Consider the following 18291-nt stretch of genomic DNA (forward strand, 5'->3'; position numbering starts at 1 on the left):
CTTCGGGCCGCACGCGATGATGGAGCCTCGCTCGAACGTGTCCTTCCAACGCTTTGCACAATTCACGGGCTACCTTGGTCTGCGGTTGCTCATCTGCATCGTGCAGGCCCTGCCGGTCGAGACCAGCCACTCGGCCACGGTCAGCCTGGCGTGGCTCTTCGACTCGGTGCTGCGCATCCGCCGCCGAGTGATCGACGATAATCTCCGACATGCCTATCCCGACCTGGCGCCTCTCGCGCGCCGACGCCTGGCGCGGCAGATGTGGGAGCACCTGTTTCTGCTGGTCGTCGAGGTGGCCCTGGTGCCGCGCAAGCTGCACCGCACCAACTGGCGCGATTACTTCGTGCTGTGCGACCCCGGCACGTTGATGCGCTCGCTGCTCGACGAGCATCCGGTGGCGTTGGTCACCGCCCACTTCGGCAATTTCGAAATCGCGGGCTACTTCCTGGGACTGCTGGGCTTTCCGACGCACACCGTGGCCCGCACGCTCGATAACCCCTACCTCGACCGCTTCGTGAACCGATTCCGCGGAGCGACCGGACAATTCATCATTCCGAAGCAGGGAGGCTACGATCAAATCTTGCGCGTGCTCGCAGCCGGGGGGACGATGGCCTTCCTGGCCGATCAGTACGCCGGCACCAAAGGGTGCTGGGTCGAGTTCTTCGGCCGTCCCGCCTCGGCCCACAAGGCGATCGGGCTGCTGGCACTCGAACACCACACGTGGATGGCCGTGGGGCACGCGCGGCGGCTCGGGCGCCCGTTGAGGTACGAGCTGCGTCTGGATGGACTTTTACATCCCGACGAAGTGTCCGCCATGCCCGGCGGCGTGCGCGAGCTGACCCAGTGGTATACGTCCTGTATCGAGACGGCGGTGCGGCGCTCGCCCGAGCAATATTGGTGGCTGCACCGGCGCTGGAAGGATCATCGCCCTGCCAAACGCAAGCGCGCGACTCCCCAAACGACTGCGACCGTTCCCCCCCAGAGCGAGGCCGCCTGAGCGCCCAAGCTAGTGCGCGCCGCAGCGCGTACCTATAATCGCTCTGGGGCCGCGTTCCCACCACACGTCCACCTCTCGGGCAATCGTTACGTACTAAAGATCGGGGCTTACCGTACGCATGGCAGAGTGGGTTAAAGTAGCCAACACGAGCGACTGCCCGCCGGGCGCGTGTCTCGAAGTCGTGGCGGGCGATCGCGTGTGCGCTTTGTTCAATGTCGCGGGTGAATACCACGCCCTCGACGGCGTCTGTCCCCATCAGGGAGGGCCGCTCGGCAAGGGATGCCTGACGGGTACGATCGTGACTTGTCCCTGGCACGGATGGCAGTTCGATGTCCGCACAGGTCAGCACCAGTTGAGTCCGTCGCTACGTCAACCTGTCTTTCCGGTTCGTGTCGAGGGAGAGGCGATCCTGGTCGAAGTATGTCCACAGCCGTGATTCACTACCGACCGTTCCGTAACACCGACCTGCCGGCCCTGGCCGAGATCTGGCGCTCGCGATCGCTCGAGCGCGGTTTGGCCCAGCCGATGTCGGCCGCGCTGTTCGAACATCTGGTGCTGTCGAAACCCTACTTCGATCGGCACGGCTTGATCGTCGCGCTCGACGACGATCGCCCCATCGGCTTCGTGCATGGCGCATTCGGCCCTTCGGAAGACGAAAAATCGGTCTCCCACGAGTTCGGCGTGGTCTGCATGCTGCTGGTCCATCCCGACTACCGCAACCTGGGGATCGGCAGCGAACTGCTGAAGCGCAGCGAGACGTACCTGCGCCAGCATGGGGCTAAGGTGCTCTATGCCGGCGGCATCCGCCCACTCAATCCCTTCTACCTGGGCTTGTACGGCGGGAGCGAGTTGCCTGGCGTGCTCGATTCCGACGCCGATGCCCAGCGGCGGTACGAATCGTCGGGTTACGAACGGATCGATCGCTGCGTGATCATGCACCGCGACCTGAGCACGTTCCGCCCCACGGTGGATCGCAAGCAGCTTCAACTTCGCCGCACGATGCGCCTGGAGATCATCACCGATCCCTGCAGCCGCACTTGGTGGGAGGCGTGTACGACTGGCGGCTTCGACCGCACGACCTTCCGCGTCTTGCCCCGCAACGGCAACGAGCAGCTGGCCACCGTGACCTTCTGGAACATGGAGGCGCGGTCGATCAGTTGGGGCGTCTACACCGTGGGGCTCGTCGACCTGGAAGTGGCCGAGACGCATCGCCGGCAAGGGCTGGCCACCTTCCTGCTGGGCGAATCCTTCCGCCAACTCCGCGACCACCAGGTGAGCCTGGTCGAGGTACAGACGATGGAGCGCAACAAGGCCGCCATCGCCCTCTACGAATCGCTCGGTTTCAATATCGTCGATCGCGGCGTGGTCTATCGCAAGTCGACCTAGCGGACGGCCGACTATTGCCCCGCTTCGTTACGTCGTCGCAGCCAGGTGGTGCGGTTGGAACCGCTCGCGGATCGCCACGAACTCGGCCTCGCGCGCCAGGAAGGCATCAACCACGTCGGGGTCGAAGTGGCTGCCCGACTCCTCGATGATGATCGACCGCGCCACCTCGTGCTGCATGGCGTCCTTATAGACGCGCCGGCTCGTTAGCGCGTCGTAGACATCGGCCACCGTCACGATGCGTGCGGCCAGGGGGATGCGATCCCCTGCCAGGCCCAACGGATAGCCGTGACCGTCGTAGCGTTCGTGGTGGGCGGCGGCGATGTCGCGGGCCATGACGAGGAACTTTGCCTCGGGAAATTTCTCGAGGGCCGCTTCGAGCGTCCGCGCGCCGATCGTGGCGTGCGATTTCATGATCTCGAACTCGCGGTCGCTCAGCCTGCCCGGCTTGAGCAGCACCCCGTCGGGAATGCCCACCTTGCCGATGTCATGCAGGGGGCTGGTCAGATAGATCAGGCGGATGAACTCGGCGTCGATGGCCGCGCGGTGCTTTTCCAGTTGTGCCAACTCCTGCGCCAGCACGCGCGAGTAGCACTGCACGCGCTCTAGATGCGCGCCGGTGTCCGAGTCGCGCGATTCCGCCAGCTTGGCCAGGGCGAAGAGCGCCACCTCGCGCGTCTCGAGCGAAAGGATCCGTTCGCCCGAGCGGACGCGGCTGATGAGCTCGTCGGGATGAAACGGCTTGGGGACGAAATCGTCGGCCCCGGCCGAAAGGCCTTCGACCGTATCGCGGGCGCTGTGTCGACTGGTAAGCAGCACGACGTAGATATAGCCGCCGAGATCTTCGACGCGGATGGCGCGGCAGAGCTCGACGCCGGTCAGCTCGGGCATGTCCCAGTCGGAAATCACCAACCGGCACTCGCCTTGCCGCAGGTGCTCGAGCGCCTCGCGGCCATTGGTCGCGCGCTCGACGGTGTAGCCCGCCTGCACGAGGGCATGCTCGAGCAGGTCGAGCGTGATCTCGTCGTCATCGGCAATCAGAACTCGCATTTCTTACCTCTTGTAGGAGCTCTACGGCCGGCCGGCATCGGCCGCCAGGCTGCGCAATACCTCGGGAATCTGGCGCAAGCAGTCGTCGAGCGCGTGTCGCAAGGGCTCGATGCGTCGCTGGGCCTCGTAGGCCTGACCATCGGAGACGAGCGATTCGATCACGGCGGCAACCTCGCTTAGCCGGTTGGCCGAAAGATTCGCCGCCACCCCCTTGAGGGCATGGGCCGCCGCCGAGGCCCCCGTGCCGTTGCCCGAGGCGATCGCCGAAGTCAGTTCTTCGACCAGTTGTGGCCCGCGCGCCTGGAACTTGCGCAACACGCGGACGGCGATCTCGGGCGTCCCCATGCAGCGATGCAGCAGGGCCGCGATGTCGAAGGCCAGGCCATGCCCCGCCGCCGGCAGAAGGTCGTCTTCCGGCAGCGGTGCGACGGGGGGCGATTCGTTTGGTTCCAGCTCGAGCGATTCGAGCATCGAGCCGACGATGGCGATCAACTCGTCGGGATTGATCGGTTTGCTGAGATACGCATCCATGCCGGCCGCCAGGCAGCGTTCGCGGTCTCCCTTGATGGCGTTCGCGGTCAGGGCCACGATAGGCAAGCGAGCCGACGATTCGCCTGCGGTCCCTCGCGACTCGCGCTGGCGGATGGCGCGCGTGGCTTCGAAGCCGTCCATCTCCGGCATCTGGCAATCCATGAGGACGAGCTGGTAAATGCCCGACTCGACCGCTTCCAGGGCGCGGCGTCCGTTCGAGACGACCCGGCACTCGTAGCCGGCCCGTTCGAGCAGTTCGGAAACGACCATCTGATTGATCTCGTTGTCTTCGGCGACCAGGATCCGGGCGCTCGCTTTCTTGGCCATGTCCAGTGGCAATGCGGGAGGAGCGATCTCGTTGCCCTGTTCTTCGCCCGCGTCGTCCGAGGTGGCCGCCCCGACGATGGCGTCGAACAGTCGCGACTGCCGCACCGGCTTCGTCATGCAGCCGTACAGCCCGAGGCTCGCCAGGCGCGGCGGATCCATGATCTCGCCCGAAGAGGTCAGCACGATCAGCGACATCGCTCGTAGCGACTCGTCTTGCTTGATGACGCGTGTCAGATCGAGTCCATCCATCTCGGGCATCTGGTGATCGAGAATGCCCAGATCGAAGGGTGCGCCCCGTCGGGCCGCCTCGCTCAAGGCGCTCAAGGCCGCACGGGCGTCGGACACGCAGACCGGATCGAAGCCCCAGCCGCGCAACTGCTCGCGCAGGATTTCGAGATTCGTCGCGTTGTCGTCGACGATCAGGATGCGGCAGTCGCGCAGCGCCACCGGCAAGATGCGCTCGCGGCGCGGCACGTCGCACAGTTGGAGTCGCGCCGAGAACCAAAAGGTCGAACCCTGCCCCGCCTGGCTTTCGACCCCCATCTCCCCCCCCATCAACTCGGTCAGCCGCTTCGAGATGGCCAGCCCCAAGCCCGTCCCGCCGTATTTGCGCGTCGTCGAGGCGTCGACCTGCGAGAACGACTGGAACAGGCGGTCGAGCCGATCGGGGGGAATGCCGATCCCCGTATCGGTCACCGAGCAGCGAAAGACGATCTCGTCTCCCTCGTGGCGTTCGACCGCCGCGCGAACCACCACCTCGCCTTGCGAAGTGAACTTGAGCGCGTTGTTCACCAGGTTGATGAGAATCTGTCGCATACGTTCCGGGTCGCCGATGACGAACGACGGCACCTCGGGCGGAATAAGGCAGGCCAGCTCGAGCCCCTTCTCGGCCACGCGCTGTGAGAACATGTCGGCCGTTTCCTCGATCAGGGCATGCAGATCGAAATCGACCTGCTCGAGCTCGATCTTGCCCGCCTCGATCTTCGAAAAATCGAGAATCTGATTGATCACCGCCAGCAGCGAATCGGCCGACGACTTGCCGATATGTGCGTAGCGGGCTTGCTGCGGCGTGAGCGTCGTGCCGAGCAGCAGGTCGAGCATGCCGATCACGCCATTGAGCGGCGTGCGGATCTCGTGGCTCATGTTGGCCAGGAATTCGCTCTTGGCGCGGTTGGCCGCCTCGGCCGCGTCGCGCTGACGTTGCATCTGTTCGGCGGCCTTGCGCTCGGAGATGTCCTCGACGAGGCCTTCGTAGTACAAAACGCAGCCCTGCTCGTCGCGAATGACCCGAGCGTTCTCCGAGATCCAGATCACGCTGCCATCGCGGCGGTAGACCTCGGCTTCGAACGAGGTGACCCGCCCGTGCTGTTCCATCAAGCGGATGAAGTCGAGCCGCCGCTTGGGATCGACATAGAGTTGCCGCTCGATGTCGTTGACTCCCGCGATGAGCTCGTCGGGAGAGTCGTAGCCGTAGATTCGCGCCAGCGCCGGGTTCGCACTCAGATACTGACCATCGGAGCTGGTCTGGAAGATGCCCTCGACGGCGTTCTCGAAGATGCTGCGGTACTTCTCTTCGGCGCGGCGGAGCGCTTCGACCGCTTCTTCGCGCGAGTAGATTTCCTGACTCGCGCGCGGGCCGAGGTCCGAATCGAAATCGGGCGCAGACCGTGAGCCGTGGTCGACGGCGTCGCTCCCGGCGCACGGCAACGTGGATTGCGGATTCATGAGCTTTCGAACGTTAAGTCCAACCGCCTGCGGACAGAAAACTCTAGCTCACCCCCCAACGCGGGTTCGGTGTTCTCCGCCAGGCACGCTATTTCGGACGCCGCAGCCCGACACAGGCACTAGCCGAATCGCACCACGCGCCCCAGGCGAAAGAAACCGCACAGCCGGCCTGCAAAGGGGGCCATCGTGCGCACCTCCCGCAAGTTGCCGCTGGAACGCGTCTGGTCTACAGTTCGGGAAACGTCTCGCACGGTTTGCTGGCCTATAATTAGGCAATCTGCGCGCGGCCGATGGACCGCGCGGATGATCCTATGAAAATCGCGTTCACGCCGTCGCCACGACCCGAGAGGAGCTTGCCGTGAGTACAGGATACCGGACCGCGTTGCTCTGCCTGGCAGTCACGTTCCTGATGGGGGGCCTGGCCCAGGCGCAAGCGCCGCAACCGGCGAATCCAACCCCCGCCGCCACACCAGCGACGGCCCCCGCCCCGGCTCAAACCCCACCGGCCAATGCCTCGGCGCCGGCAGTGGCCGATACCCCCCAGGTGCAAAAAGATCGGGAATGGCTGGTCGCCTACCTGATCGCGCACCAGGGCTATCGGATCGACCAGATGGATATGCTCGAGAAGCGCATCGCCCAGATGACCCCCACGCAGGTCGAAACGCTGGTCGACGTCTATAAGCAGAAGCACGATCTGGCGCTGCAACGCGAGGCGAACTACCAGCGCTTCCAACAGCAGCAACTCTCGCTCTACCAGCAAGATCAGGCGCAGCGCAATCAAGAACAGGAAGACTACACGCAGCAACTGAACGACGCGGCCAATCAAGAACAGAGCCGCATCAACACGCAATTAAAGCAGTCGGGTACGCCGCAACAGTTCCCCTACCTGCCCTATGGCACCGGTTATGGCTACGGCTATCCGGCATACGGCGCGTTCTACGATCGCTACTGGCATTAAACGGCCACCGAGACGCCAGCCGGGTGGCACCTTGCGCGGCGAAATTCTAGGCCTTCACGATCTTTTCCCTACCTTCCGCGACGCGCGCCGTGGCGTTGCGCGTGTCGACCACCAACGGCGCGTGGCGCACCACGAAGTCGTAATCGACATTCGAGTGATCGGTGGCAATCAGCACCGCGTCTTGCGAGGCTAGAAACTCCTGCGTCAGCGGGCTGCTGGTGAGTTGCGGCAGGTCGAATTTCCGCACGCGGGGAAGTCGGGGGACGTGTGCGTCGTGATACGACAGCTCCGCACCCGCCGCGCGCAGCCGCATCAAAAGATCGAGCGAAGGACTCTCGCGCGTGTCGTCGACGTCGCGCTTGTAGGCGATGCCGAAGATCGCCACCCGGCTGCCCGAGAGTGTCTTGCCGCGCGCGGCGAGCGCCTCGCTCAGGCGCTCGATGACATACTCGGGCATCCGCGTATTCACTTCGCCGGCGAGCTCGATGAAGCGTGTCGGTTCGTCGTAGCGCCGCGCGAGCCAGCTCAAGTAGAAGGGATCGATCGGAATGCAGTGCCCCCCCAGGCCTGGGCCGGGATAAAAGGCCTGGAACCCGAACGGCTTCGTCTTGGCGGCCTCGATCACCTCCCAGGGGTCGATCCCCATCTTGAGGAAGAGCACCTTGAGCTCGTTGACCAGCGCGATGTTCACCGCGCGGTAGGTGTTCTCGAGGATCTTGGCCGCTTCGGCCACTTCGGCGCTCGACACCGGCACGACCTGCGCCGCCACGTCCGTGTAGAGGGCCACGGCCAACTCGTGGCTCTTCGGGCCGACGCCCCCCACGACCTTGGGAATATTGCCCGCCGCAAAGCGCGGATTGCCTGGATCCTCGCGCTCGGGGCTATAGGCGACGAAAAAGTCCTGCTCGACTTGCAGTCCGGCTTGCTCGAGGATCGGCAAGAGCACGTCGCGCGTGGTGCCGGGATAGGTGGTACTTTCGAGCACGATGAGCTGACCTGCCCTCAGCACCTTGGCGATCTGGCGCCCGGTGTCTTCGACATAGCGCAGATCGGGTTCGCGATTTTCTGCCAGCGGCGTGGGGACGCAGATCACCAGGGCATCGGGTTCGGCCAGCCGCGCGGCGTCGGCCGTGACCTCGATCGTGCCCGACTGCTGATGCTCGATGATCCAGGCGGCCGGAATGTGCTCGATGTAGCTCTCGCCGCGCTCGAGGCGCTCGATCTTGGTGCGATCGACGTCGAAGCCGAGCACTTTATACCCAGCCGCGACGAAGGCCCGCATCAACGGGAGCCCGACGTAACCCAATCCGAGAATCCCGACGCGCGCGCGGCGCTCTTGAATGTCGGCAAGCAACGAAGCGTGCAAGGCACTTACCTCTCGAAGTTCGTCTGCCAGTGGCAGCGGTCAATAGCGCGTCTAGTGAATCGATTCGTCCATACGCTAGCGCTCGTACCGTGCGCGTAAACGACGCAGGCATTCCGCCGGATTGCTCCGCGCCTGCCACACGTCGACGATGCGCGTCGACGCCTCGCCCATGGACGCAAGCAGCGAAGGATCATCCACGAAGCGCCGGAAGGCCGCCGCCCAAGCATCCGGATCGAACGAGTCTAGCACAAAGCCGTTGACGCCATTGTGAACCAGGTCGGGAGCCGCGCCGGTCAGGCGGTGAATCACGATCGGCATGCCGCCGGTCAACGATTCGGTCACGACGTGACCCCACTGCTCGCGCGAGCCGCTGGCCAGGCAATAGATGTCGGTCGCCGCGTAGCACTCGTGCAACTGATCCGGTTCGATGTCTCCCAGAAAGACCAACCGATCCCCCAGCTTCGCTGCGTACTTCTGCCGCAGTTCGGCCTCGGCCACGCCGTGCCCTGCCACCACCAGCCCGATCCGCTCGTCGAGCCGCAGCATCGCCTCGCACATCAGGTCCACGCGCTTCAGCGGCAGAATGCGACCGGCCGTGAACACGGCGATCTCCGGACGAATGCCGAACTTCTTGCGCAGCTCGTCACGTTGCGTGCGGCGCATGTGTCGGGCCTGGCTGTAGAGCGGATAGTTGATGTATTGCGGGAACCAACCCTCCTGCTCGGGCCGCATGCCATAGCGCTGCCAGTACCAGCGGTTCGACATGCCGGTGACGAGGCAGAGATCGGCATGGCGCACGAACCGCCCCAACAGCGCGCGGCGCACGATGAACTTGTGCAGGCCGGTGGCCTTGTCCGACCAATAGTTGCTGGCGCTGCGCATGCAGTAGGGTACGCCGTGCTGACGACACCATTTCGCGCCGATCTCGTACGGCTTGTCGCGATAGCCCGCCAGAATCACCATCAGCGGGTCGAGCCGCTCGAGCAGCGCCGGCAGTTCGTTCACGCCGACGCCGTTTTGCTCGGGGGTGCCACCGAGCGTGTAGTAGGGGCACTCGCGGGGAAAGAGCTTCGACCAGCAGGCCGTGTGGTAGAAGTCGTCCGCGAAAATGAGGGTCAGGCTCTCCTTGCCCAACGCGCGCACCGCCGTATCCGACTCGGCAATGCGATACGGCGTGGGGGCGTTGCATAGATGCACGATCGGCCGGCTCATATCACTACTGCTGAAAAGGTGAGAAGCGGATGCCAGAACGGATGCCGCAGTTTCCTCGCTGACCCGATGTGGCAGTGCTGCTGGCGGAGGAAACCAACCCCATTCTAGTCGCTCGGGGGCGAATCCAAATGGGTGCGGCCCCTTGCGGCTCTACAAAATCTTCACCATTCCGCTTGCTTCGCGCCGCGCCGTGCGCTACACCGGATGACCGGTGGAAGCAGAATTCCGGACCCGACGCTCGGTCCGGCCCTAGACAACTCTCGAACCTCGGATTATGTCGCTATGGCACTCGGGCGGAATTTCCTCTGGGCGACGCTGCTGACGGCCGTCGCGTGGCACACGGGCGGTCGGGCAGACGAACAGGCAACCTCGGTGCCAGAGCCGGCACGTTTTCATCACGTACGGCTCAACGTGACCGACCCCGCCAAGTCGATTCGCTTCTACAAGCGCGTCTTCGGCGCCGTGCCGGTCGATTTCCGCGGCGTCGCGCCAGCGCTCTTCACCGAGCGCTCGTTCATCCTCTTCAACCAGGTGGAACAAGCCCCCGATGCCAGGCTCAACACCGGCATCTGGCACATCGGCTGGGGGGGCGTCGACGTGAAGAATGAATACGAGTGGTGGAAATCGCACGGCGTCGATATCCACACACCACTTTCTCCCCTGCCGGGACGCGACAACTACTACATGTACGTCAGCGGACCCGACAAGGAGTTGATCGAGATCAACACCATGGGGCACCATCGCTTCGCCCACGTCCATTACTTCTGCACCGACGTGAACGAATCGGTCCGCTGGTATGCGCAGCACCTGGGGCTGCGGCCACGCGCGGGCGAAGTTCCCAAGCCCAAGGGAGACATGTCGACGTTGGCGGGCATCTGGATGAACACGATCCAGTGCGACAACGTGACGATGATCTTTTTCGGCAAGCCCGACGTGGAAAAATCACCCCCCTGGTGGCCCGATCCGCCGCTGAAGGAGATCCAACCGACCCAGGGACGGCCGATCGATCACGTGGCCTTCTCCTACCGGCAGATCGAGCCGGTCTTCGAACGGATGAAAGCCGCCGGCGTGGAGATCGTGCAACCGATCACGTTCGACGAGCGCCTCAAGCTGAAAGGCTTTCAGGTCCTGGGGCCCGACCAGGTGCTGGTCGAGGTGGTCGAAGCGAAACCGATCCCCGAAGGGGTCTGGGACGAGTGAGTCCCGGCGAGCCCGGCCGATCGGCTATAACATCGGCTGTGTCTCGTTTTGTTCCCCGCGTCCGCAATTCCGCCGAGGTCGGTTTCCTTGAGTCCGCAAGACAACGCCCTGTTCCACCGCGATGGTTCGGTCTGGCACCCGCAGCAGTTGAGCGTTGGCCCTTGGTCGCCCGATGCCTTGCATGGCGGTCCGGTGGCGGCGTTGTGCGTGTCGGTGGCAGAAGAACTGCTGCCCGAGCCGAACTTCGTGACCACCCGGCTCACGCTCGACCTGGTGAAGCCGGTTCCCACGCGGCCGCTCGAGGTGCGGGGCGAGATTTACAAACAAGGTCGCCGCGTTTTGTTGACCGAGATCGAAATCCAAAGTGGCGGGAAGACGGTGGCGCTGGCGAGCGTGCAGCGGACGTTGCGGCAGCCGGTCGAGCTGCCGGACCTGTCGAACAGCCGCGTGCGGTTGATTCCGCCCCCCGACTGCCCGGATGATTTCGTGGCCTTCGATCCCGAGAAGATGAAGGTCGTGCCGGCCCCTTTTCTGCACCACGCGACCGAGTTGCGCACGCCTCGTGCCTCGGCCCTTTTCGAGCGCGATCCGACCGAGGCGTGGATCAACGTGCATGCGAATCTGTTGCCTGGCATCCCCCTGTCGCCGGCGGCGGCCGTGGTTGCGGCGGCGGACTACGGCAATGCGATCGGCGCCCCCCTGCCCCCGGGACCGGGGCTCCTCTTTCCGAACGCCGACCTGACGGTTTATCTCGTCCGCCAGCCCGAAAGCGCCTGGGTGCGCATGACCCCTTCGACGTCGTGGCTCCCCAACGGGATCGGCCAGACGCGCTGCCTGCTCGACGACGAGCAAGGGATGCTCGGCACGTCGGTCGTGACGCTGGCACTGGCAAATCGCACGTAGTCGAATGATCTCAACGGAATTTGAGTCGTCGATCACGGCGAGGCGCTAAAGGCCGCGTTTAGAGGACGCCGGCCTTTTCCGACCCGTTTTGCGATCACGACGCAGCTGCAGGCGATTCAGCTTCTTATTGTCATGGGAATAAAGCAGGGCTTGCGTGAGGCTGAACATATCGTCGCTCGCTTTCAGACCGCGCACTGCCGAACGAAAAGTCTTGCGTGCGTCGGCTGCAAGATCGACTTTGGCCTGCGACGCATGGGCCAGACGAATTTCTTGGGTTACCTCGTCTGCCGTATAGGTGCCTACCACCCCCGCCAGCAAAAGATCTAGATAGCGCCGATAGTACGCCTCCGATTCTTTGAGTTTCCCCAACTTCTGAAAGCATACTCCAAGGCGATAGATGCAGTCTGCCTTCAGCGAATCGGTCCATCGGGGGCTTTCCCAGCACGGGTCATCGGCGGATGACTTCTTGCTCCGGAGCAGCGCTGCATAAATCGGGATCGCACGCTCAACTTTACCGAGCGCATCCAGCGTTCCCGCCAGATTCCAGAGAGTTAATGGGCAATCGGCGACGATTTCCAGCGACCGTACGAATTGCTTCAGGGCGGCGGGGTATTTCCGTTGTTCATAGCTGACGACACCAAGCTGGGTAATCAGCCAGTGGTCCTCCGGCGCCCTGGCTAGTTCTTGCTCCAGGAGCGAGCGCGCCGCATCCCATTTTTCGGCCGCGAGCAGCGCTTCGATTCGTTCGTCAATGGCCATCTTATTTCCCCTAGTCAGTCTTCGGGGCGCTGACGTCGGCGTTGCTGCCGAACACGGCGTTTGTCTCCCGCCTCTTCTGCTTGCGCTGCTGTCCCTTTTGATGCTTTTCGCGAGATGAAGGTCGACGATTCTTCTTGTGTTCGCTTACCATGTCCACATAGCCCCACGATCGAACGCAGTGAATTGCGTTGATACAGGAATCATACCTTCTGGCTGTCGGCAAAGCAGCGCCACTGGGGAGTCCGAAAATTGGCAAAACGCAGTGACGCTCGGCCTGTGTCAGCGGAGTCAAAGCTCGATTTGGCGGCGTTCCGCGAATCGGCCGCCGACGAAGGCCTCTCGCTCGAAAAGCTCTCCGACTCGTTCGCGTCGATGATCTCGCGCGGGCACGATCCCTATCGCGGAGATGCGGCCGAGACGAACGCACCGGAATCCTCCTCGCCGGCACTGGGGCCGCTGCGCGTCATCGCCGGCGAGCCCGAATCGCCTCACGAGGCGCACGAAGATCCGAACGACCCCTGCCCGCTGTCGCCGCGCAGCATTCTCGAGGCGATGCTCTTCGTGGGAGATCCGACGGGCGAACCCCTGACGAGCGCGCAGGTGGCCGGCATGATGCGCGGCATCCGGGCGGCCGAGATCGACGAGCTCGTGCGCGAACTGAACGAGCAGTACGCGACGCTCGGCTGTCCCTATACGATCGCCAGCATCGGCGCCGGTTATCGCCTCGTGCTGCGCGATGAGTTCCATCGCGTGCGCGACAAGCTGTATGGCCGGACGCGCCAGGCGCGGCTTTCGCCCGCGGCGATCGAAGTGTTGGCGATCGTCGCTTACAACGAGCCTCTCTCGGCCGACGACATCAACCATCTGCGCGGCAAGCCGAGCGGCCATCTGCTGGCGCAACTCGTCCGGCGGCAACTCTTGCGCGTCGAGCGCGGCGACGAGAAGCCGCGCCGCCCCAAGTACTCCACGACCGAGCGGTTTCTCGAGTTCTTCGGGCTCGCCAGCCTCGACGAGCTGCCGCGCAGCGAGGAAATCGAGCGTCGCTAGCGTAGCTCGAGCGAGAAAACCCTCCGGCGTACGCGCGCGATCGCTGGCGCCTGCCTCCGGCTCGTCGACTATTCGAGACAGCAGGGGCAGAGCTCGGGCACGAACACCGTGAGCGTCGCCGAGTAGGTGGTCTGCTCGTAACCCTCCCCCTTCTCCTCGTCCGCCCGATGGTGCGCGACGACGAGATATTGATTGCCCGTCGTGGGGTCGAACGAGGCGCGACCATCGGCATCGGTCATGCGCTCATAGCGATCGTCGAAACCTTCGTGCAGCGTTTCGCCTCGCGGGATGAATGACACGCGGGCATTCGCCAGGGGTTGCCCCTTCCAGAGCAATTGCACCTTGATCGGCAGGCCGGGTCCCATCGGCAGGACGGGGTTCGCCAGGGGCACCAGCTCGAAGGCGTGCCCCATCGGTCGATCGAACGCGGTGAGCTCGGTGGTGACGTGATCGAGCGAGGGGCTGACGGCGAAGAAGGTCTTGCCGCTCTTGATCGAGCGCGCCGGCGTGCCGTGGTTGACAAGCTTGTCGACCGTGTGGCTGACGCCGTAGAGTCCCGGCTCGGCGGCTACGAACTTACCCGACCAATAGCCTTCCTTCGGCGCGTAGCCCAAGTCGGCCAGTCGCTCGCGCAGATCGTAGCGCGTGCCGTTGGGGGCGAGGATCTCGAGCGTACACGACGCGAGATCGACTTTGCTCGCCAGCTTGAAATCGCGGTGGTCGTTGCCGTGATTCCCCAGGCGGAGATCCACATGCACGGCGTCCCCCGTGCGGACCAGGTTCGTATTCGTTTCGACCCAGGTATCGTGCGCGAGTACCGGCGCCGCGCACGTCAGAAACAACAGCAGAAAAAGCATGCGCCACATCATGAGAGCTTTCTTAAACAGGAGGGGACCAGAAGGCACGGGGCGGAACGATGCGCGACCCTTAGAACTCGGTGGGAACTTCTTTGCCCGCGCGCGTGCTCAAGCCGCGCCACACCTCGAGCGTGACACTGTCGGAGACGAAGCGGACGCTGCCGTCGCAGAGTACGACGTTCAAGCCTTCCGGATGGTTACTCCGCGCCGAGGTGAGCGCCGCGGCACGCGACGAGGCATTGCAATCGCACGTCTCCGAGTTCGGAGTGTAGTAGTGGTTGTAGAGCGAGTAGCCGTAAGATCCCTGCATCCAACGGACGCCGCGCTCTCCCCACCACGAGCCCTTTGCCGGATTCGTGCAGTTTTCCGGCGTCGTAAGCGTGCCGGTCGGCAACACGAGCACCTCGTGCGTGGGGTCGTGCGAGGACTCTCCCGTCGGCGTCACATCGGTGCTGCCGTTGCCCAAGAGCATCTCGGCAAAGGCCACCGTGTGCGTCGTGCCGTCGACGATATCGCGGAATTTGACATGCGAATCCTTGAAGAAGATGCCGTCTACCTTGATGTTCAGGTTTCCGTTGTCGATGGTGCCACTACCAACGTTGCCGACGTAGTTGGCGGCGCCGAAAGGAGAGGCGGGCACCTGGCCCACGTCGCTCGGGCAGGTATAGGTCTCGATCGGGATGCGCGCCGCGTTGGCGTTCGCCCAAGTCGCGTTATCGGCGCCGACGAACGAGACGTTGAAGTCGATCAAGTTCTGCAGGTTGGCCTGTTCTAGATGCGGCAGCAGGTGCGCCTGCGGCGAATAAACGACGGGATAGGTCAGACGGCCGGGTGGGAAGCAGCCCACCGCTTCGTGATAGTTGTGCAAGGCCAGTCCGAGCTGTTTGAGGTGATTCGTGCAGGAACTGCGACGCGCCGCTTCGCGCGCCGCCTGCACGGCCGGCAACAACAACGCAATCAAAATGCCGATGATCGCGATCACCACCAACAGCTCGACCAGCGTGAAACCATGTCGAGTTCGCATCTCATGATGCTCCGGCGAAAGAGGGTTGAAAAATAGTCCGTGCCAAGGCGCAACGCTGGCGCCACTGCCCTCTCGCAGCTTTTAGAATCCGTTCAGGCCACAGGTGCTCGCGGAGATACGTGGCGATCCAGCGCGCCCACGGCGCCCGTCCGACACGTCGTGATGAGGAACGAGCCGGCCGTAAGCGACGTGAGCGCACAAGATGCCACGCGATGACACGGGGGACGCGATGCGCACCCCAGCGCGCAGCGCCGCCACCCGGCCATCTTCAAGCGCCCGTGGCGCAAGAGGGCACCTTTAGACGTTCCGCGGAGGTGGAACTGGTGGCGGGAAAGAAGTGGAAGACCAGGCACTGTCCCATAACGCCACGGTCTCACGCGGCACGAGCACGCTCGCCGCGACTTGTTCGTCGCGCGCGGGAGGCAACGCAACGCCGATCGTGATCCACAGCGTGGCCAGTCCCTGGCATTTCGCGGCTGAAATCAAATGAATCCAGGACGCCGAATCATGAGTGGTGTCTGTTTTTGGCCGCTCGCAGCCCCCGCGGTGGCAGCACGATTTGCCCGTCTTCTTGGCGGAAGCAGCCGCCGGATGTTCGCTGAGGACCGACCGCGCGGAAACGCCGTGGGCTTGTGCCCAGGCCATCTTTTGCTCGTCGGAGAAGCAGCAGCAACTGCGGCGACACTGCTCGGCAGACTGGCATCCGCAGCGATGGTGCTGGCAGGGAAAGGGCTCGCTCGAAACCTTCTGCCCGGCCGCCGGCAGGGGAATGGCAACGCCGATGGCCGAGGCGCAATACGCCACAATAGCTACCCAAACGAGCAGCAATTTGCTGGCGGCGAGAGAGCGGCGGATTGCTTGGCGGGAGCTCATCGGCAGTTCAAGCGGACCGACGGCTCGTTCCTCATCACGAGCTATGTTAGTCTGTACCGCTCAGGGTGGTCAACGGTTGCAGCAATTCGATTTTGTTGCACTCCGGTTGCCAAGCATGCAAGCGCCCGAATGGAAGCTTCCGCCCGCTCAAGGCGAGACACAGGAACGCCGCGGGGCGCATTACCCTATGTCGGCCAGGGCTAAAAGCGCCGGATCGGCATGATGGATGCGATCCGCCGGATGCCACAGGGGAAGGCCGCGCTCGAGACGCTCGGCCAGGACCATCACCTTCTGCACCGAACCTGGAATGGCTTGCGTGGGCGCGTACTGCGTGTCCTCGACCATTTCCGGTTCGAAATCCCAGACACCTTCTTTAATCGCATCCAAGACCGATGTATTCACGGCAAATACCCTGAGGAAGCTGTCGCCACGAGATGGAGAAGTACGACGAAAGATTCCGCCATCGCGCGCCAGCGAACGTGGCGCGACACACAAGCAAGAAGCCAATATCTTGCTCATGGGCGGCCATTGTCAAGCAATTTGCCGGCGACATTTTCTTGCGCGCCAGCGAGACGCGCGATTGCGTAGAATCTGCCGCCGCCAGGCGTGGCAAGACCCCGCGTGGAAGGGGCTTCCATCGCGCCCAATCCGTGTCGCCTACCCCGTAGTCAAGCGCTGCCAATTCCGTCACAATATGCGACGAAGCCGTGGTGCATAGTCGCTCACGAGCGGTCACGAAAGGTGACGACAACTTCTTGGAAAGGTTCCGCGCGCGATGAACTCGACCATTGTGGATATTCATGCCCGACAGATCCTCGACAGCCGCGGCAACCCCACGGTCGAGGTCGACGTCAAGCTGGCCGACGGTTCGTTTGGCCGCGCGGCCGTTCCCAGCGGCGCCAGCACCGGCGGCCACGAGGCCTGGGAGCTGCGCGACGGCAACGATCGCGAGTTCCTCGGCAAGGGGGTCTCGAAAGCGGTCGAGAACGTGAACGAAGAGATCGCCCCGGAGTTGATCGGCCTCGACGCCTTGGATCAGGTGGGCCTCGATCGCCAGATGATCGATCTCGACGGCACCGCGAACAAGAAGAAGCTGGGTGCGAACGCCATCCTCGGCGTGTCGCTGGCCGCGGCCCACGCGGCGGCGGATTACTGCGGACTGCCGTTGTACCGCTACCTGGGTGGCCCGACCGCGCGACTGTTGCCCGCCCCCATGATGAACATCGTCAATGGTGGCAGCCACGCCGACAACAAGGTCGACGTGCAGGAGTTCATGGTCTTTCCGCTGGGCTTCGAACAGTTCAGCGACGCGTTGCGCTGCGGCGTGGAGATCTTTCACAACCTGAAGAAGGTGCTGCACGGGAAGGGGCTTTCCACCTCGGTCGGTGATGAAGGGGGTTTCGCCCCCGACTTGAAGAGCAATGCCGAGGCGCTGGATCTGATCGTCACCGCGATCGAGAAGGCCGGCTACCAGCCCGGCAAGCAGGTCTTTCTAGCCCTGGACGTCGCCGCCACCGAGTTCTACGACGCCAAGACCAAGCTCTACAAGTTCGACGATCGCGATATCGAGGCCGGCGCTATGGTCGATTTGCTGGCGGGCTGGGTCGCGAAGTATCCGATCCTCTCGATCGAAGACGGCTGCAGCGAAGATGACTGGGATGGCTGGAAGGCCCTCACCGAGCGCCTGGGGGACAAGGTGCAGTTGGTCGGCGACGACCTCTTCGTGACCAACACCAAGCGCCTGCAGGAAGGCATCGACCGCCACATCGCCAACAGCATTCTCATCAAGGTGAACCAGATCGGCTCGCTCACCGAGACGATCGACGCCATCGAGCTGGCGGCCCGCAACGGTTATACGAGCATTGCCAGCCATCGCAGCGGCGAGACCGAAGACGCCACGATCGCCGACTTGGCCGTGGCCCTGCGGACCGGCCAGATCAAGACCGGCTCGCTCAGCCGCACCGATCGCACCGCCAAGTACAATCAACTGCTGCGCATCGAAGAAGACTTGGGCGATACGGCCATCTACGGTGGACCCCTGCTCGCCAAGCGCCGCGGGTAGGGTCGAGGTATTAAGTC

General features: G+C 63.7%; 17 protein-coding genes. 8 read left to right on the forward strand and 9 right to left on the reverse strand.

The features are described 5' to 3' along the window. Nucleotides 1-37: 37 nt before the first annotated feature. The 3 genes from KF708_21465 (at nucleotide 38) to KF708_21475 (ending at nucleotide 2383) form a co-directional block, all read left to right on the forward strand. Entirely contained in the window at nucleotides 38-997 is a 960-nt protein-coding gene (locus KF708_21465; GenBank protein ID MBX3415268.1) for a lysophospholipid acyltransferase family protein, read from the forward strand. Between the two features lie 118 nt (nucleotides 998-1115). Further along, nucleotides 1116-1433, forward strand: a complete 318-nt coding sequence (locus KF708_21470; GenBank protein MBX3415269.1) for a Rieske 2Fe-2S domain-containing protein — start codon at nucleotides 1116-1118, stop codon at nucleotides 1431-1433. Then, the gene (locus tag KF708_21475; protein MBX3415270.1) at nucleotides 1418-2383 is read left to right on the forward strand and encodes a GNAT family N-acetyltransferase; all 966 of its coding nucleotides are present in this window, start codon (nucleotides 1418-1420) and stop codon (nucleotides 2381-2383) included. The genes KF708_21470 and KF708_21475 overlap by 16 nt, the downstream gene beginning before the upstream one ends. A gap of 27 nt (nucleotides 2384-2410) precedes the next feature. Here KF708_21475 and KF708_21480 read toward each other — a convergent pair whose 3' ends face one another. Together KF708_21480 and KF708_21485 are read right to left on the reverse strand one after the other, a co-directional pair. Then, nucleotides 2411-3430 (reverse strand): response regulator, encoded by a 1020-nt coding sequence (locus KF708_21480; GenBank protein ID MBX3415271.1) that lies wholly within the window; start codon nucleotides 3428-3430, stop codon nucleotides 2411-2413. 21 nt (nucleotides 3431-3451) lie between these two features. Continuing rightward, nucleotides 3452-6013 carry a response regulator gene (locus tag KF708_21485; GenBank protein MBX3415272.1) on the reverse strand — a complete coding sequence of 854 codons (2562 nt, stop codon included), beginning with the start codon at nucleotides 6011-6013 and terminating at the stop codon, nucleotides 3452-3454. A gap of 358 nt (nucleotides 6014-6371) precedes the next feature. Between KF708_21485 and KF708_21490 the strand changes: the two genes are divergently transcribed. Then, nucleotides 6372-6971 carry a hypothetical protein gene (locus KF708_21490; protein ID MBX3415273.1) on the forward strand — a complete coding sequence of 200 codons (600 nt, stop codon included), beginning with the start codon at nucleotides 6372-6374 and terminating at the stop codon, nucleotides 6969-6971. A 46-nt stretch (nucleotides 6972-7017) separates the two neighbouring features. Here KF708_21490 and KF708_21495 read toward each other — a convergent pair whose 3' ends face one another. Then, nucleotides 7018-8367, reverse strand: coding sequence for a nucleotide sugar dehydrogenase (locus KF708_21495; GenBank protein MBX3415274.1), 1350 nt, complete (start codon nucleotides 8365-8367; stop codon nucleotides 7018-7020). Nucleotides 8368-8412: 45 nt separating this feature from the next. Then, nucleotides 8413-9549 (reverse strand): glycosyltransferase family 4 protein, encoded by a 1137-nt coding sequence (locus KF708_21500; protein ID MBX3415275.1) that lies wholly within the window; start codon nucleotides 9547-9549, stop codon nucleotides 8413-8415. A 282-nt stretch (nucleotides 9550-9831) separates the two neighbouring features. Here KF708_21500 and KF708_21505 point away from each other — a divergent pair, with 282 nt between their 5' ends. Together KF708_21505 and KF708_21510 are read left to right on the forward strand one after the other, a co-directional pair. Beyond that, on the forward strand, nucleotides 9832-10749 hold the full coding sequence (locus tag KF708_21505; GenBank protein MBX3415276.1) for a VOC family protein: 918 nt from the start codon (nucleotides 9832-9834) through the stop codon (nucleotides 10747-10749). Between the two features lie 87 nt (nucleotides 10750-10836). Further along, nucleotides 10837-11652, forward strand: a complete 816-nt coding sequence (locus tag KF708_21510) for a thioesterase family protein (protein MBX3415277.1) — start codon at nucleotides 10837-10839, stop codon at nucleotides 11650-11652. 45 nt (nucleotides 11653-11697) lie between these two features. Here the strand turns inward: KF708_21510 and KF708_21515 are convergent, their stop codons facing one another. After that, complete coding sequence (locus tag KF708_21515) at nucleotides 11698-12411, reverse strand: tetratricopeptide repeat protein (protein MBX3415278.1); 714 nt, start codon at nucleotides 12409-12411, stop codon at nucleotides 11698-11700. A 276-nt stretch (nucleotides 12412-12687) separates the two neighbouring features. Here KF708_21515 and KF708_21520 point away from each other — a divergent pair, with 276 nt between their 5' ends. Further along, nucleotides 12688-13458 (forward strand): SMC-Scp complex subunit ScpB, encoded by a 771-nt coding sequence (locus KF708_21520; protein ID MBX3415279.1) that lies wholly within the window; start codon nucleotides 12688-12690, stop codon nucleotides 13456-13458. Nucleotides 13459-13526: 68 nt separating this feature from the next. Here the strand turns inward: KF708_21520 and KF708_21525 are convergent, their stop codons facing one another. From KF708_21525 to KF708_21540, 4 genes are all read right to left on the reverse strand, one after another. Beyond that, nucleotides 13527-14327, reverse strand: coding sequence for a DUF4198 domain-containing protein (locus tag KF708_21525; protein MBX3415280.1), 801 nt, complete (start codon nucleotides 14325-14327; stop codon nucleotides 13527-13529). A gap of 58 nt (nucleotides 14328-14385) precedes the next feature. Next, nucleotides 14386-15339 (reverse strand): DUF1559 domain-containing protein, encoded by a 954-nt coding sequence (locus KF708_21530; GenBank protein MBX3415281.1) that lies wholly within the window; start codon nucleotides 15337-15339, stop codon nucleotides 14386-14388. Nucleotides 15340-15636: 297 nt separating this feature from the next. Next, nucleotides 15637-16212 carry a hypothetical protein gene (locus KF708_21535; GenBank protein ID MBX3415282.1) on the reverse strand — a complete coding sequence of 192 codons (576 nt, stop codon included), beginning with the start codon at nucleotides 16210-16212 and terminating at the stop codon, nucleotides 15637-15639. A 180-nt stretch (nucleotides 16213-16392) separates the two neighbouring features. Beyond that, nucleotides 16393-16614, reverse strand: coding sequence for a hypothetical protein (locus KF708_21540; GenBank protein MBX3415283.1), 222 nt, complete (start codon nucleotides 16612-16614; stop codon nucleotides 16393-16395). Nucleotides 16615-16987: 373 nt separating this feature from the next. Between KF708_21540 and eno the strand changes: the two genes are divergently transcribed. Then, on the forward strand, nucleotides 16988-18274 hold the full coding sequence (gene eno, locus KF708_21545; protein MBX3415284.1) for a phosphopyruvate hydratase: 1287 nt from the start codon (nucleotides 16988-16990) through the stop codon (nucleotides 18272-18274). Nucleotides 18275-18291 lie beyond the last annotated feature (17 nt).

It is taken from the genome of Pirellulales bacterium (genome assembly GCA_019636335.1).
Classification (GTDB): Bacteria; Planctomycetota; Planctomycetia; order Pirellulales; family JAEUIK01; genus JAHBXR01.

Excerpts from the sequence above, each read along its gene's own strand:
- KF708_21470 (MBX3415269.1), top strand. The coding sequence starts at position 1,116 with ATGGCAGAGTGGGTTAAAGTAGCCAACACGAGCGACTGCCCGCCGGGC.
- eno (MBX3415284.1), top strand. The coding sequence starts at position 16,988 with ATGAACTCGACCATTGTGGATATTCATGCCCGACAGATCCTCGACAGC.
- KF708_21530 (MBX3415281.1), bottom strand. The coding sequence starts at position 15,339 with ATGCGAACTCGACATGGTTTCACGCTGGTCGAGCTGTTGGTGGTGATC.
- KF708_21500 (MBX3415275.1), bottom strand. The coding sequence starts at position 9,549 with ATGAGCCGGCCGATCGTGCATCTATGCAACGCCCCCACGCCGTATCGC.
- KF708_21475 (MBX3415270.1), top strand. The coding sequence starts at position 1,418 with ATGTCCACAGCCGTGATTCACTACCGACCGTTCCGTAACACCGACCTG.
- KF708_21515 (MBX3415278.1), bottom strand. The coding sequence starts at position 12,411 with ATGGCCATTGACGAACGAATCGAAGCGCTGCTCGCGGCCGAAAAATGG.
- KF708_21505 (MBX3415276.1), top strand. The coding sequence starts at position 9,832 with ATGGCACTCGGGCGGAATTTCCTCTGGGCGACGCTGCTGACGGCCGTC.
- KF708_21480 (MBX3415271.1), bottom strand. The coding sequence starts at position 3,430 with ATGCGAGTTCTGATTGCCGATGACGACGAGATCACGCTCGACCTGCTC.
- KF708_21535 (MBX3415282.1), bottom strand. The coding sequence starts at position 16,212 with ATGAGCTCCCGCCAAGCAATCCGCCGCTCTCTCGCCGCCAGCAAATTG.
- KF708_21485 (MBX3415272.1), bottom strand. The coding sequence starts at position 6,013 with ATGAATCCGCAATCCACGTTGCCGTGCGCCGGGAGCGACGCCGTCGAC.
- KF708_21525 (MBX3415280.1), bottom strand. The coding sequence starts at position 14,327 with ATGATGTGGCGCATGCTTTTTCTGCTGTTGTTTCTGACGTGCGCGGCG.